The following is a 15,161-nucleotide window of genomic DNA, read 5'->3' as shown; positions in this document are numbered from 1 at the left end:
GCCGACAAGGCGCTGGAGTTGCGCTTGGAGTGGTCTGCTCGGCCCCCAGTATCCGAGCCCGCCGCCCAGAATGAACTACTCGCCTACGCGCGACGAGCATTACGCCCCTCATAAACGATTCCGGGACTACAAGTCGGCACGACCCTGCTCGTCACTCCAGGCGAACCTCGGCCTGCCCAGATCGATGCAGTCATCCGCGGCCCACTGCCCAGCTGCGACCCGCCGACCCCAGGACCCCCGGATCACCACACGGACCACGACGATCAACTGGATGACGGTGCCCTGCGCAGCCACCACGTCATCCAGCACCACGGAAACCAGCGCCCGCCGGCACTTACCCACCAGAACACCAGCACCCCACACAACCCCGAGCACTTCTCGACACCCGGCCGCCGCCTGAAGTTGCCGGCCCAGTGGCCAGTGAGAACCAGCCTCGACACCACCCCTACGAAAACACGGACACCCCGTGCACTCCCCGCAGCGGAAAGCGCCGCCATGACAGCGGCCAACGCCATCAACGCCCACCGCCCCACCCGGCACAGACCCAGCACGTCGCGGCCCATCGGTACGGCCGACGATACCCGGCGTGTCGGCCGAGACGCACTGCACATCACCGGAATGATCGTTACCCAAAAACATATATGCGGCCCGAAATTCGCCAGCAGCCGATCGACGATAGGCCTGCGCTTGATCGGGCCCTTCGAAAGGCGCACACTGAAAGCAAAGAGTTTTAGCGATTTACCTGAAGTGTGAGCGGGGAAATGGCCGCCCTCTTCCCACAGCCCCGCCTCCATTTTAGTGGGGAGGCATCATGCCCACAACGAAGATTGCCAGCCCCTTCCCAAAACGGTTCTCGGACCGCCAGTGGTCGCGTTACCTGAAGCAGGGCCGGGATCTGGTGAACGAAGAAAGCGACATCCAATTCCGGCTGGGCGACCTTACTCTGAAGATGATCCCCGTTCAGCGCCCGGGCGCCGAGAACCAACGGGGGGTTTTCCCAGTACTCGATCGGTACGCTGACGAGATCGGGATCAACGTCCACACCCTGATCACCTACCGGCACGTGGCTGTCGCCTGGCCCGCAGAGCATCGCGCCTCAGGAGTGTCCTGGTCGATCCACAAGGCGCTGGACGCCATGGAGGACCGTTTCGAACTGATCCACAACCCGCCGAGGGGGATCACGAGGTGGACGGAAGACAAGGCCCTCAGCCACGCGGGACGGCTTCCCCGCCAGCCGCTGACCAAGGCCGAGAAGCTGGACCGAGTCCGGGTTCTGCTGACGCAGGACGAGAATGCCGCCGAGGCCGTCACGGAGCTGATCCGTCGGCCCGACGTCGCGCACCAAGTGATGAGTAACGCCTCCAACCAACGGATCCTCTACCGGGCTCACCACGAGCAGCGGCTGCAGGCTGTCGGAGAGCGCCTCGCAGCCGCCCATGAAGAGGAAACAGAGGAGGCAGGGGCCGCGGAGGAGGCGCCGCAGGCGCGGCGCCGCGAGCCGGCCGTGGACTACACGAGGGCATCCAGCGAGGTCCTTGAACTGATCGGAATAGGCACAAGCTTCCTGGTGGAGATGCAACGACTGATTCCGAAGCTGCATGTCGCGGAGTTCACCGAGCGCGAGGTCCGCGCCGTCTTGGACAACCACCGTCGCATCCGCGCCGCTTTGGACTGGTGCGACACCGTCGTGTCGACGGGCGATAAGACCATGGACGAGGAACTGGCGCGCATCCTGGGGGAAGGCGATGAATGACGATGCCAACCCGTACCGCTGCCGCAGAACCGGCGCAGAAGGAGGTATCCCAGACCCGGCGTACCCCTCCCATCGCTACCCAGCACCTTGCGGAACTGGCCTGGAACGTCTTCGAGGACGCGGGTGAAGACGTTCTCCTCCCCAAGGAGACGGTCACCAGCCAGCTCCATGCCACCGAGAGCCAGTTCACGCGCCTGAAGGGCTACGTCCGTGACCATATATCCATGGAGAAGGGCAAGGCGTTTCTGTCCTTCCGTGACGGATATCTGATCACCACCGATCCGGCGAAGATCGCCGAGAGCGTCAGCTGGCGGCTGCGCCGCATCAACACCGAACTGCGCAGGCTGCTGTCCGGCTGGATCAACCCCCTGGGTGAGGACGTTGCCGACTACGAGGTCCTGAAGATGTACCAGGAGGAGATCGGCCACATGCTCCGCCTGTCCGAGAGAATGCAGAGTTTGAGCATGTCCATGCCCAAACCTGTAGGGGCGAGAAAGGCCAAGAGGAGCCGCCGTGGAACGGCTACAACGGCTCGCACCAGGTGACGGTTGAAGATCTTTGTTCGGGCAGCAGCACCATGACGCGCTCGTCTTCGAGTTCCCGGCCGGCTACCGCTGCTGCCCTGCAGCACGCGCTGGCCGCGCTGAGCGCTGCCCCGACACTGGATCGCACCCGCCGCCCACACGGACCGCGCCCGGGGGATGCGCCACTGCTGCTGGGCATCCTGCTGGCCAAGGCGGAACTCGATGCCGCCGTGCGCGCAGACCCCGGAGCGGACCCGCCCGAGGGCCTGACGGAGCTGATCCGCGGCTACAACACTCTCGCCCGATCCGAGGAGATGCGGCTAAGGTTGCTGGCCCTGCGACTGGTGAGAACCGCGTTCGACATCACCGTTTACGAAGACACTGACGACCCGTGCACCCCGGCAGCGGAAAGCGCCGCCATGACAGCGGCCAACGCGATCAACGCCTACCGCCTCGCCCGGCACAGCACAGACCCAGCAGACCGGCGAGCCCTTGCCGCAGCCCTCAGATCCGCCGACGAATTCAACCGCAGCGCTACCGAAGCACTCAGCCAAGCCCACCACCAGCTCACACCCGACACCTGACCCAAGACCGCAGCAAAGCACTGACCAGCACCTCCCCCAACAGCACCGTTGAGGGGCTTGGTGATCCCGGGGCATCACAGCGCCAAGCCCAGTCCAAGACCACGATCTTGTCCGGCAAGGACCGCACGAGCTGCCGGGTGGCTTCATCCAGAACATCGTCGACGCGACCCGCGCTTTCACGCCAGGCTCCGAGCTTGTCGTCCAGAGCGCGGCTGACCACGCGTCGCGCCGATCGCGTCGAGGAACATGGCCGCTGCTGGCCCCAGGCCGAGCAGATCGGCGACCGCAACGCGGGCCATCCCAGCCCACTGGATCTCCCCACTGCCAGCCGACGATAGGAGGGCTGCCGGACAGCACGGTTCCAACTCGGGAGAAGTGTCGGTGGTGGCGTGTGCAGGCCACCTCGCTGGCCGGTCTAGACGAAGGAGAGGACGACGCGGGAGTGGGCCTTTTCGATGACATGGCCCGCGCGGAGTTCGTTGTCGGGTGTGCCCGCCGGGTAGATGGCCAGGTTGGGCACGGCGGTACGGTCGGCTCCCCATGCCGTGATGTGTGCGACGAGGCGCTTGGCCAGGTCGGCGCCGTCGGGGCCGAGGTGGGCGGCTCCGAGGAGTGACGGCCGTTCGGGGTCCGTGTCGTCGCGCTTGGAGATCAGGTACGCCAGGGAGCCCCCGGCAACCAGCGCAGGGCTTCGTCCGATGATCGCGGGACGGCGCAGGCCGTTCTCCACGGCGGCGCGGGTGGCTTCGAGTCGGCAGACGGTGTCCTCGAACGCGGTCGCCCGCAGCCAGATCCCGTCGAAGGACTCCTCTCCGCCGACTCGGACGTCCGACCACGTCTCGGCCGTCGGCTGGGTGAGGGCATCGTTCAGCCGGGCGGGGTCCATGTCCTGATCCTGGTCGTGGTGGACGCGGACGGTGCCGTCGGCAAGGTCGAGGGTGCGCTCGCCGTCCTGGCCGAGGATGGGGACGAAGCCGCACAGCTCCATATCGCTGCAGAGCAACGCCTCGCCCTGGCGGTTGAGGACGACGGAGCGGGTCTGTCCGCGCCAGCGCAGGGGGAGGACGAACCGGCCTCCGTCGATGAGCTGGGCGCGCAGTGCGGTGGGGATGTCCCAGAAGCCCACAGCGCCGATCATGCGGGTGTAGGGGCCGTAGTCGGGTGCGCCCTTCAGGCCGTCGCGCTCCATGACCCGTACCTGCTGGTATCCGGCGTTGTTGAGTGCGTCGCGGGCGTGCTGGGTGACGTCGGCGTCGATGTCGATGGTGGTGACCTCGCCGTCCTCACCGACGATCTCGGAGAGGAGGGCGGCGTTGTATCCGGTGCCCGCGCCGATTTCCAGGATCTGATCGCCGGGTTGCGCGTCGAGCTGGCCGAGCATCATCGCCACGGTGGAGGGCACGGAGGCGCAGGAGAGGGCGAGCGGCCCTTGGGGGTTGTCCTTGATGGTGACGGCCTTGTTGCTGTAGGCCACGGCCGGGCCGACTCCAGGAAGGTGGACTTCCCGGTGAACGGTGCGCATAGCCCGTTCGACGCGGGGAGGAAGTGGCCGCTTGGCCACAATCTGGTCAACGAGTGCGTTGCGGAGGTCATCGACGGTCGGGGTGTTGTTCACGCTGGAATCCTTATCAGTTGAGGAGGAGGCACGTGGTCCACGTAGGTGCAACGGGCCGGGCGGGGGTGAGGGTGTGCAGGGTGAGGAGGACGCCGTCCGAGCCGGTGAGCAGACCGGCTGTGTCCGTCATCGGATGCTGGTCGACGTGGGCGGCCAGCCGGTCACGCAGGAGCGGCACCTGTCCTGGGAGCGGGCTGCCGGGAGCGGCGTCGGCGGCCGTCGTGGCGACGACCAGAGCGAGCCCTGCCCAGCCGTGGCAGACCGTCGCGTCGCCCAGCGAGTCGAGTTGGCTGGAGTCGGTGAGGCAGGCGGCCAGAGCGTGTTCGGCGTGGCGCCGCCCGGAGGGGCGGTCACAGGCGAGGGCGGCCAGTTGCAGGGCGCGGGCGATGCCCGGGGTGCCGTAGCACCACGAGGGCCTGCCCGGAGTCGTGGAGGGGGCCGGCCCCTGGTGCCACCGCTCAGCAGTGATGGTCTCGGGCCAGGCCGTGCCTCCGGCCGGAACGGAAGACGACCACTGCTCCAGCAGTCGGCAGGCGTGCACCAACGCCTGCTGCTGGCGGGGCACCCGGAACCCGGCGCGGACGCACAGCGCGAGGAGGGCGACAGGGCCCGCGACTCCGTGCGCGAGCCCGAAGTTGCCATGGCCGTACGGCCACGCCTGATCGGGGCGGCCGTTGGGGCTGTCAGAGGTCCACCAGCCCGGGGCCGCGCGGCCGTCGACCGTGACGGGCTGGAGGAGCAGCCGGACGATGTAGCGCAGCACGTACTCCAGCAGCTCCGGGCGCGTCCGGCGGTGCAGGAGGTAGGCACCGAGTCCGGTGAGGCCGTTGATCAGGTCGTATTCCCGCATCCGCGGCGGCCGACCGGTTGTCATCCGCTCGCGTGCCGCCGTGAGCTTCACGCTCACCAGCCCGGCGACCGTCTCGTCCAGAGTTTCCAGGGCGGAGCGGTAGGCCGGGTGTCTGGCGGTGTGCAGGGCGTAGGCGAGGGCGGGTGCCCCGCAGTACAGGCTCGCGTGGTCGGGGTGGGCGGTAACAGGCTGCGTGGAGATGACGCGGGCTGTGCGGTGTGCCGCCTCCCACGCGCTGTCACTGCGGGCCAGGACGGCTCGGCGCAGGAGCGTCCCGGCCTGTCCCGTGCCCAGGTGGTGGGCATGTGTGGTCACTGATCGGTCCCCCGTACCCACACAGTGCGGCACGCCTGGCGGGCAGCGTGGCGGCAGACGGCCTCGGACTCGCGATCCGGTCCGATGCACCGGTTGTGGTGCATGTGCAGAAGAGACTCCAGCACGTTGGTGACCTGCTCATCGGCGAGATGCTTGCGGTAGCAGTGCAGGGCGCCGTGCCGGGCGGCACTCGCAGCGTCGAGCCGTGGTGTCCAGCCGGACGGGCGTGTCTGGAGCCCGGTGCGGGTCTGCTGTGTGACGGCTCGGGTGACGGCCGGCAGGCCGATACCCGGGGCAGGGTTCGTGGCCATCCAGTGGATGCCGTCGTCCTCGCCGAGGAGACCGAGGGCCATGTCGATCATCCCGAGGGCGCACAGCACGCGCCGCTCGGTTCGCGGCAGGTCTGCCAGGGCGTAGCGGACGGCGTTGCTGTCGGCGGTGAAGACCTTTTCGGCGGCCGACATCGCGGCTCCGGTCTTGTACCGGCCTGTTTCGGGCCGGTAGCCGTCGAAGACGAGGCGCGAGGCGAGGGCGTCGTCTTGGAGTTGCCGTGCCCAGCTCACGATGGTCTGGGTGATCGTGGCGTGGGCAGCGGGGTCAGAGGCGGCGATACGGAGCCGCAGGTGGTACTCCTCCAGCAGAGAGCGGTAGCGGACGAACCAGATGTCGAGCTGTTCCAGGGAATCGGGGAGCGGGTGGGCGAGGATCTGGTCCATGGCGGCGGGGGCGGTGAACAGCTTGGCCTGCACCCACGGCTGGTCGCTGCCGGGGTCGGACAGTGTCCGGTTGGTGACCACGGGCGCGTCCTGGATGTCCGGGGCCGGCAGGGGCGGCCGGGTGGACGTGAGTGGCAGAACGATCTCGTGGGCGTGCCCGATCCAGCCCAGGTCGTCTTCTCCAGGGGCTTCGTACAGGTCGGCGCTCTCGTACCGTCGTAGGTGGTCGGCCAGCAGCCGCGCGTGCAGGGCCACGCGCAGGTCCAGGCGCAAGGTGCGGTCGTTTTCCCGCAGTTCAAGAGACCGGGGGCATCTCCAGGTCCGGGCCCAGTTAGTCAGGGCCTCGTGCCAGGCGCGGTCGAAGGATCCGGTCGGAAGGTCGCTGGCTGCCAGCCGCCAGCGGGCCGGGGTGAGCAGGGCCTTGCGGTACCGGACGCGGGGCAGGAACGGCATTCCGGTAGCGAGCGGGCCCCAGTCGAACTGGGTCCACGCGGTGGCGAAGCCCCGCCCGAGTTGGGCGAGGAACCGGGCGAGCGGCGGTGCCTGTTTCTCCAGGGCGAGCGGGTGCAGGACGACGGGCTCGACGACTCGGCGGCGGGAGAGGCTGACCAGGTGCAGCCGCTTGCCGGTGGACAGCACAGCGAGGTCGTCCAGCGGGATGAGGTGTGCGCTGGGCGGGCGGTGCTCACCCAAGGGGATCACGTACGGCAGGAACGCCGGCGTGCGAGCAACGTTCTCGGCGTGCGGGTAGATCGGGGTGAAGGACAGTTGGGCGGCCAGCGCCCCGTCGACCAGGGTGGGCAGCTTCCAGTACGCCTCGCGCAGCCCGCCATCGCGCAGGGTGGCCGCGAACCGGCCGGTGAGGTTTCCGGTACTCCACGCAGGGCGGACGGACACGGTGAAGTCTCCGCGGTCCACGGCATGCTGACTCTGCGCGTACACCCGCACCCCCAACTCGACGTGCGGCGCGACCGCTGCCCCGTCGGCGCCGCCGTGCGATGCGGGGCTCAGCTCCTCGATGTCGGCGTCCGAGAGGCGGATCTCCCGCTCGCCGGTCACGGCCGCCTGCCACGCCCGGTGCATCAGCAGCTCATCCCGAGGCAACGCCTTGGTCGACGGCTCGGGCCACGGCGAGGTGGGGAAGCCAGCGGGTAGTCCCACTCCGGCAGCGAGATCGACGGCATCGCGGACGGGAACGAGAGTGCCTGCGCCGTACCGGTCCCAGAACACGCTGTGGTACGCGGCCCAGGCGGGCCGCTCGCCCTGGTGACGGGTGAGCCGGAGCACAGCATGGGCCGCGGCTTCGGCCTCGTCCAAGACGGGCGCGGGAATCTGCACGGTGGCATCGAGACGAAGATCTACGCTCAGCCGCACGCGACCGGCATCGTTGATCGCGGTCATCCTGCGCTCGGCCCCATCCCGGATCTCCCGCGCTGTCGACTGGTCCCAGGCCGTGTTGTGGCTGCCCAGCAGCCGGTGTACGTCCCTGAGCTCGCGTAGGACATCAACAGTCTCGGGCTCCAGATGCGCCGTAACCGGCTCCAGCACGCGAAGAAGGTGACCGAGCGGGTCCACATCTGTGATCGGCGCGTGGAGTTGAGTGGTCAGCAATCCCGTGCTGAGTGCCGCGTCGAGGAGGTGCGCCGCCTGGGCAGCGGAGCCGCCCATCGCGATGAGGCGTTCCATGATCTGCCGATACGACACCGGCTCGGCGGCCATCTCCAGGATGGCTGCCAGCGGCCGGGTGAGGCGGATGGTCGCGGTACGGCCTCCGGGCAACGGCCGTTCGAGCGTGTTCCCCCGCCGTACCGTCAGGTCGTCAGCTGCCACGCTCAGGTGGGGAAGGACATCGGGGCGAGACTGGAGATCGCGACGGACGTGGTCAAGCCAGAGGGTGTCCGGACGGGCTACCGGGCGGTGCTCGACGCCGAACCGGACCAGGGCGGGGCCGCAATACGCGGTAGCCACCCCGGCGAAGAGGCCGAACGGAGTCGGGCGTCCGGTGGCGCGCAGCAGATAGCGGGCTGTGGCGGTGACCGCCCTGCGGACCTTCCTCGGTGCCCTCGTCGGATCATTCACGGCCTGCTCCACCGCGCGGACAAGGCGCGGTGTCGCGGCACACACCGCGGTGGCGAAGTCCGGTTCGGTCCACACCTCGGCCAGCCATCGTCGGCAATCAGCCGGGTCGTCCGGCGAGGGCCATCGCATGCGCTGCACATTGAAAGGGGCGACGGCAGCACGCAGGAGGATCACGTCGCCGCGCTGGAGAGGTCTGGTCCGCGTCATCATGGGTCCTCACTTGGCTGGGGCCGCCCCGCGGGCCGGGGAAAGTCCCCGGGCCCGCAGGTACGGCCGGTGCCGGGCGTCAGATCAGTCGCTGGTGCAGGAGGAATCGCACGACGACTCACAACCGTCGCTGGTGTCGCAGTCGTCCGACGCCACAGGACGCGGGGCGTCCGTAACCGACACCTCGAGCTCCCAGTCCTCGCCTGAGAACGGGAGAGTGGCGGCGGGCGGCCCGATGGGCGGAGCGTCCTCGCCCGAGAACGCGGTGGCCGGCCCGATGGGCGGGGCGGCTGACTCGGCTATCTGAACGCTCATCGCAGAACCTCCGAGGTGCTGGGGGATACTGCTCGCGCAACGCGCGAGCAGGGGAGCACGGGGCCCCCGCATCCGGCTGCCGTCATGCAGCATGCAGCCAGGTGCGCGAACACCGTGTTCACCGTCATTCACGGGGCGCGATGACCCCCTCCTTCGATGTGCAGCCATGACCGCCCTCGTCGGCTGGGATGCTGGCCCCGGCCAGCCCTTGTACTCGCCAAGAAGCGGCCGTGGGCCAAGCAACCGCCCAGCCGTACAGGATGGCGGCGGGGCCGCAATTCTCAGGTCGCTACTGCATCAACGGCCACCATGGCCGCGTACTCATCGGCCATGATCGCGTTGAAGGTGCGGTCGATGCGGTCCACCGCCTCCTCCTCACGGAAGCTCCCGAGCGTCGCCCAATGCGTCCGGCCAACCTCGCGTGCCATCAGCCACCTCGCTTGGACCCTCAAGGAGGCCCTATCGAGCAGTCCTGCCCGGAATTTGACCGACAGGAGGCTGATCAGTCGATTGCAGTGCAGGATCTCCCTGTACTCCTCGTCGGGTAGCTCGCCGGGGGCTGTCCACATCACCCGCAGCTCGGGATTGGACACCGCATCGGAGATCAGCTCCTGGTGTATCTCCTCGGCATGCAGGGCGAGCCGCTGCCGGTTCTGCCTCTCGGAGTGCACAAGCCGCGCAATGCCGACTGCGACGGTGGCGGTGGCGGTGGCGAGCACGACGTATGAGGTCTTCATCCCACACCTTTCGTAGTGACTGGTAGCGGAAAACTTCCCCCGCAGCCCATTCGGGGTCTCCCTATGGGAGCGAGATGGGAATTTGACGAGGTGAGTGAGCTGTTGGTGCTCGGTGCATTTGCCGCGAGAGGGCTTCTGTCGGTTGCCCCGGCCAGCCATGGCTCGGCCGGGGCAACCTATCTGTCGACTGTCACCTCTGTGAGTGCGTGATCTCTTACATGAACCCAGCGCGATACGTCGCGCTCCACCTATTCCGCGCCGGGAGTGTGATACCGCTCGGGGCACCGGGACCGGTGTCGACCGGTGCCCCGAGCGGGGCCTATTCAGACCTTGGCCCGACTCGCCTTGGGGGGTCCTCCAGCTCCTTGACTGGTCCGGTGGACTCCTGGGCAGGGAGACGGCGGGAGATGCGGGCAGCAGCCTCTACCGCGTTCTTGATCACCTCTCGGCGGAAGGAGCAGCGTGTCCGCCGAGAGGGGCTGGATAGCGACAGGACGGCAGCCAGTTCCCCATCGCGGCCGCACACCGCCACCGCCAGGACCAGGCCCTCGTCGGTGACACCCTGCACCCAGCCGCGATGCCGTATGCCCGAGCACTCAGCGGCATCACTCCCGGTGACATGGCTCCGGCTGAGCCGCTGCCATGCGAGGAAGACTCGTGAGACAGGGTCTGTCCCCATCGCCACTGCTCTGCCTGGATTGCGGTCACTGAGTGCCGTCTTGTGCCGCAGGGCCTCGGCGACGCAGAGCCGCTGATCGCCGTGGCGCTGATGAAGACGAACGGACCTTGCGCCGGTTGTGGCCCGCAGTGCGCCGAGTTCCCGCCGCAGTTCACGCACCGCGATCGCCTGGTGCGCCACCATTGCCAGACGGGCCAGCCTGGGACCGGCAATGAACTGGCCCTGCTGGTCGGCTTCGACTAGGCCCAGATCCTGCACAGCGAGAACGAGCCGATGGACCGTAGGACGCGTCAGGCCGGTTTCTGAAACCACCGTTGGCAGGTGTACCGGCCCCTGTTCCAACACGGAGAGAATCGCAGAGACCTTGTCGAGCACACCGACGCCGCTCGGCACCGAACTCGGAGCTGTAATCGTCACCATCTCCCCTTAAAAAAACTAGCCAGACGAACGGGCAGAGTAGCCCCGGCACCAAGCCTGCGCAGCTCTCGACTTGTCGCCGCTTTAAATCCCCATTGCTTCATCGCAAAAGGCCAAGGCGCCGCGCGCGCAGCTCTACACCCACTTCGATGAGGATCATGCGAATGAATCCGTATGACCGCCCTGTAGCGTCACTGACCCGAGCAGGCCGAACTCCCTGCCACAATGGATGAGATGCGCCCGCGTTTTGGCGCCCACCAGCGCCATCAGCTCACGCACATCCCTACGCACGACGTCCGCAGACACCCCGCTGTCCGCAGCGATCCATCCCAGATCATGGCCCCCCGCCAAACCTCGGAGAGCCGTGCGCTGCCCCGTACTGAGCACGAGGTCCACACCTTCGTTTCTAAGCTTGGGCGGGGAGATTTCCCCCAGAACGTAGGCCCGGTACACGGCACCCGGTCGGCCGGGTGAGTGGAGCTTCGCCAAGGCGTACCGCAGGCAGTCGTTCACCCTGGACGTGCATACGCCCATCTCCGTGGCCGCTTCGGCCGGGGTCATACCGCTCGCTGTGAGCTGGAGGGCTTCGCGCTCACGAGCAGAGAGCTTCAGACGACGTGGCGGTTGGCTGGTCACCATGCCCCTTTCCAGTTTCGATACCCAGTGGCGCGATGACACGGGGAAAGACGGCTCAGGCGGCGGGCTGGGTCAGATCTTCAAAGTCCATGGCCGTGCAGCCGTGGAGCGTGACGACTTCGCGGCAGGCGAGTGTCCAAGGCAGTCGCGGGTCGTCGTACGCCACGAGCGTGAACCGCTCGCCGTGCTCGCTGGGCACCGGCCTGAGGGTCTCGGGCTCGTACACAACACCAGCCACACCCCAGAGTGCGGCGTACTCCACCAGCACTGCTACACACCTCCTCCGCGCGGAAGGACGGCCCCGTACCGCTTCAGGGACACAGCTACCGCACACAGGCGGCGTAGCGGTCCTCTCTCCATCCGTGATCAACCTGCCAACCACGGCGGGCAGCAAGAAGACATACCGCCCATCGGATCGGTCAACAGCAGGCCGGCCACAGTACTGACACAGCATGTGAGTCATCGCCTGCCGCTGACGCAAGGCATGAACACGGTCCAGCAGCGGCGCCCCAGCCCCGGGCTTGACCGGCACCCGGATCCACAGCGCGCCCCGCCGACGATCGGCGATCCCGTATTCGTCCGCGTAACCGATCCCCATGCCGTCGCGGCCGTGCCGCGTCGTGATCACGGCCGCGGGCGCATTTTCTCCCGTCCAGGGAGCGATGTACGGCACGCGCACGGTGCCCGCGAAGTACTGACGCGGTCGCGGACGCCGAAGGGGAGCAGTGGGGCAGTCCGGCGGCAGCCAGCCAGTGGTGGACGGGCACTGGTCCCGACGCATGTTCAGTCCTCTCGGATGTGAGCTCTTCGCGGATAAAGCCCCTCTTCGGCGACCTTGAGACTCCGCGGGGAAACGGGAAGAAACGCCGAAGAGGGAACAGTGGGTCCGCGTCCCAGGCCTGGTGTAGCCGCCGCCCCTCCCTTCCTGGCAGTTGGAGCAGGGGCGACGGCCAGCCCCCACCAGACATGAGGGTGATCCAGTTGACGCAGTCATGAAATGACATCGATGCGCCCAGTCCGAGAAAGGCACTCCATCAGTTGTCGACCTCCTGGACGCTGACCGTCGGAGCCACCGCCATCACGGTCTGATCCCTGTCTCACGGCGCGGGTAGAGACGCAGCGCCTCTTCCAGACAGGAGAGAAGGTCGACCGCGCTGGGCATCTTTAGTGGAGCTCGTTCGGTGAGGTGCCACGGTGGAGTGTCCCAGCGAACCCCGTGCGTCGGCGGCAGAGTGATCCGTGCGTCAGCGCCAGACATGACCTGGACTCCAGCGAGTGCAGAGACGTGTACTCCGCTGCCGCGAGCGACCAGGAACGTGCCCGTTTCGCCGCACAAGAGGCATGGCAGGGCCGTACCTCTCCGATCGAGCCGGACAAGCGCACCTGTGGCGGCTTTGCGCGAGGTGGTCACAGCGTCGAACTTGGTGCAGGCGGCCAACAAGACGGTGCTGGAGTTGTGGGCGAAGGCATGTTGCACCTGTTCTGCGTTCATCGACTCCGCGTCGATAAACAGGGGCCAGCCGAGTAGGTCCACATCCGCGTATGTGTCCGCTAGGGCGTCCCGGCTTCTCGGGGGCCACGCAGAAGTCGTCATCAACGGGTCCCCCAAGGGCTACGCATCGCTCCGACGCGGGAGCCATCCTCCGGAGCCATAGGACGCATACGTGGTCACCACCTAAGTAGTCGCTTGATCGCTCACCGCGCTTAAGCTGGACGGGTGTGCGCTCGGTCACCGACCGTGAATGAACTTACTGTGACCAAGCGGGCAAAAAAACTGACACAGAGTACGAGTTGCACACGCCGAACCACGTGGGAGCACGGCATGGCACCACAGAAGCAATCGCGCTCCAAGACAGGAACACTGACTGCCGGTCAGAGTTCCCGAGCCCGCGCTGCGGGTGGCATCGTCTGCGGCCATCTACTCAAGATCATCCGCGAGCGCATTCCGCTGACTCAGTCCCGGCTGGCCGAAGAACTTGGCATCGACACGACGACCGTCCAGGGCTGGGAATCAGGCCGTCGTTCCCTAGCGGCCGTCTCCTCCGCGCAATTCCTGCGCTTGAAGCGATACCTGCTAGGACGCGGTGCGCAGCCAATGCTTTTGCCTCTCCTCGATCTCGCAGTCGAGGCCGACTCCGTGATCGAGTACTCACTCGACGACACGCTCAACAGTGATGACATCACCCAGCACCCGCTGCACAGCTGGGTCTTTACCCGAGCATCGACTCACATGATCACCTGGGCCCTGACCGGTGAGCAGCCCACGGTTCTCCCCAAAGCCCCCGTGTCGACTCCCCGGCGGAGAGGCCCCACGCCCGGCTCACCGCTCCTGCCAACCCCCCAGCGGGACAAGCTGTTCGCCAATCTCCGCCGCACAGCGGAGATCGCGGACCGGGCGGGGGAAGCTGGCTCGCTTCTGCGTCGGCAGGCGCTCTACCTGTGTGCGTACGACACCAGCGTCGACACCCACTCCTGGCTCGCTGACATGCGGGGACGCCGTCCAACGCCACTGCGCCACGCATCGTGGACACCAGCCTGGTCCGACGCCAGGTCGGTCGCAACGTCCTTGACCCGCTATGGAGATATCGAGACGCTGCAGGCATTCATCGAGCGGGGCTTGGGAGAAGACGCCAGCGAGATGGCCAACCTTAATTACTGGGCGCACTGGCTGGGCCTCGACCCGGTGCCCCGTGCGAGTGACGCGTTCATGAGCGACATCGACGGCCGGTCCTGGGAGCCCCTCCCGCTCCTTCGCAACCTTGCCGACCGGCTTGATCCGTCACTGGGCGCGGTGGACTTGAACATCCACTCGGTGTGGGCGCTGATCAGCTCGAAGCCCGGCGTTCTGTCAGCTGACCTGGAACTGCACCGCGACTTGACCACCCGAGTCGGCCGCCTGCTCGACAGCGATGTGATCTCGCCCCAGTCCAGGCGTGAGCTGGAGAATGTGCATTACGGTCTGAGACTGAGTAGCCGGTGATCCGCCTGAAGGGACGATCTACATGACTGATGACCAGGCCGACAAGGGAACCGTCAGCTATCTGTTTGAGATGGGTGCCCTCAAGCGGGGAAAGAGGAGTGGCTGGTGGATCGCCGGTGTCAAGGACCCCGAGACCATCGCCGAGCACTCGTTCCGCACCGCGATCATCGGCGCGGTGCTGGCGATGATGGAAGGCGCTGACCCAGCGAAGGTCGCCCTTCTGTGCACCTTCCACGACACCCAGGAGACCCGTGTCGGGGACATCCCGTGGATCGGGCGCCGCTACCTCGAAGCCGCGTCGAACGAGAAGGTCACCGCCGATCAGGTCTCGAAGACGCCTCAGGCCGTAGCGGAGGGGATCAAGGCCGTGGTCCACGAGTACGAGAACGGCGACTCATTGGAGGTTCTCGTGGCACACGACGCTGACAAGCTTGAGTGCATGCTTCAAGGCATGGAGTACCTCGAGCAGGGTTACCGCAATGCCCAGGAATGGGTGGACACTACGCGGGCGAAGCTGAAGACGCCCTCCGCGCTCGCGCTCGCTGAAGCGGCGCAAGGCATGTCGTCCGCCGAATGGAAGCACGTCTACCTGAGCTGACCCAGCACGACGCATCCGGGCATGCAGAACTAGGGTCCGTCTTCAAAGATCATCGGATAGTGGATCATGGCTGGGTGATACGCCGCCATGAACTCACCGATCAGGAGTGGGAGTTACTCGCTCCGCTCATACCGCGGGCCGTGACGGGACGGCCAC

The 15,161-nt window shown here is 67.0% G+C and carries 13 protein-coding genes; 5 read left to right on the top strand and 8 right to left on the bottom strand.

Going from position 1 to position 15,161, the window contains the following annotated elements; translation table 11 throughout:
* The first annotated feature begins 811 nt into the window (after positions 1-811).
* The 3 genes from J5X86_RS49425 to J5X86_RS49415 are packed head-to-tail and all read left to right on the top strand — an operon-like array spanning position 812 to position 2,861.
* The gene (locus tag J5X86_RS49425; protein WP_208523132.1) at positions 812-1,753 is read left to right on the top strand and encodes a DUF6192 family protein; all 942 of its coding nucleotides are present in this window, start codon (positions 812-814) and stop codon (positions 1,751-1,753) included.
* Positions 1,750-2,298: a hypothetical protein gene (locus J5X86_RS49420; protein ID WP_208523131.1), complete on the top strand. Its 549-nt coding sequence runs from the start codon at positions 1,750-1,752 to the stop codon at positions 2,296-2,298. Before J5X86_RS49425 ends, J5X86_RS49420 begins: the two co-directional genes overlap by 4 nt.
* Positions 2,295-2,861 (top strand): hypothetical protein, encoded by a 567-nt coding sequence (locus tag J5X86_RS49415; protein ID WP_208523130.1) that lies wholly within the window; start codon positions 2,295-2,297, stop codon positions 2,859-2,861. Before J5X86_RS49420 ends, J5X86_RS49415 begins: the two co-directional genes overlap by 4 nt.
* A 415-nt stretch (positions 2,862-3,276) precedes the next feature.
* Here the strand turns inward: J5X86_RS49415 and fxlM are convergent, their stop codons facing one another.
* From fxlM to J5X86_RS49380, 8 genes are all read right to left on the bottom strand, one after another.
* Complete coding sequence (fxlM, locus tag J5X86_RS49410; protein ID WP_208523129.1) at positions 3,277-4,476, bottom strand: methyltransferase, FxLD system; 1,200 nt, start codon at positions 4,474-4,476, stop codon at positions 3,277-3,279.
* A 13-nt stretch (positions 4,477-4,489) separates the two neighbouring features.
* Positions 4,490-5,641 (bottom strand): lanthionine synthetase C family protein, encoded by a 1,152-nt coding sequence (locus J5X86_RS49405; protein WP_208523128.1) that lies wholly within the window; start codon positions 5,639-5,641, stop codon positions 4,490-4,492.
* On the bottom strand, positions 5,638-8,565 hold the full coding sequence (locus J5X86_RS49400) for a lantibiotic dehydratase (RefSeq protein ID WP_208523127.1): 2,928 nt from the start codon (positions 8,563-8,565) through the stop codon (positions 5,638-5,640). Before J5X86_RS49400 ends, J5X86_RS49405 begins: the two co-directional genes overlap by 4 nt.
* Before the next feature lie 162 nt (positions 8,566-8,727).
* Positions 8,728-8,958 (bottom strand): FxLD family lanthipeptide, encoded by a 231-nt coding sequence (gene fxlA / locus J5X86_RS49395; protein WP_208523126.1) that lies wholly within the window; start codon positions 8,956-8,958, stop codon positions 8,728-8,730.
* A 281-nt stretch (positions 8,959-9,239) separates the two neighbouring features.
* Positions 9,240-9,695 carry a DUF6082 family protein gene (locus J5X86_RS49390; RefSeq protein WP_208523125.1) on the bottom strand — a complete coding sequence of 152 codons (456 nt, stop codon included), beginning with the start codon at positions 9,693-9,695 and terminating at the stop codon, positions 9,240-9,242.
* A gap of 319 nt (positions 9,696-10,014) precedes the next feature.
* Positions 10,015-10,794 carry a helix-turn-helix domain-containing protein gene (locus J5X86_RS49385; protein ID WP_208523124.1) on the bottom strand — a complete coding sequence of 260 codons (780 nt, stop codon included), beginning with the start codon at positions 10,792-10,794 and terminating at the stop codon, positions 10,015-10,017.
* Positions 10,795-10,891: 97 nt separating this feature from the next.
* Positions 10,892-11,017, bottom strand: a complete 126-nt coding sequence (locus J5X86_RS53180; RefSeq protein ID WP_374229507.1) for a helix-turn-helix domain-containing protein — start codon at positions 11,015-11,017, stop codon at positions 10,892-10,894.
* A 465-nt stretch (positions 11,018-11,482) separates the two neighbouring features.
* Positions 11,483-11,695 (bottom strand): hypothetical protein, encoded by a 213-nt coding sequence (locus J5X86_RS49380; protein ID WP_208523123.1) that lies wholly within the window; start codon positions 11,693-11,695, stop codon positions 11,483-11,485.
* A 1,554-nt stretch (positions 11,696-13,249) separates the two neighbouring features.
* On the opposite strand from J5X86_RS49380, the gene J5X86_RS49375 reads away from it, so the two are divergent.
* Together J5X86_RS49375 and J5X86_RS49370 are read left to right on the top strand one after the other, a co-directional pair.
* Complete coding sequence (locus J5X86_RS49375) at positions 13,250-14,407, top strand: DNA-binding transcriptional regulator (protein WP_208523122.1); 1,158 nt, start codon at positions 13,250-13,252, stop codon at positions 14,405-14,407.
* 22 nt (positions 14,408-14,429) lie between these two features.
* Positions 14,430-15,005 (top strand): HD family hydrolase, encoded by a 576-nt coding sequence (locus J5X86_RS49370; RefSeq protein ID WP_208523121.1) that lies wholly within the window; start codon positions 14,430-14,432, stop codon positions 15,003-15,005.
* Positions 15,006-15,161 lie beyond the last annotated feature (156 nt).

The sequence above is a fragment of the Streptomyces sp. NEAU-YJ-81 genome (assembly GCF_017592595.1).
In the GTDB taxonomy this organism is placed as follows: Bacteria; Actinomycetota; Actinomycetes; order Streptomycetales; family Streptomycetaceae; genus Streptomyces; species Streptomyces hygroscopicus_B.
The sequence above is the reverse complement of the archived record's forward strand: the minus strand, read 5'-3'. Positions and strand labels throughout refer to the sequence as shown.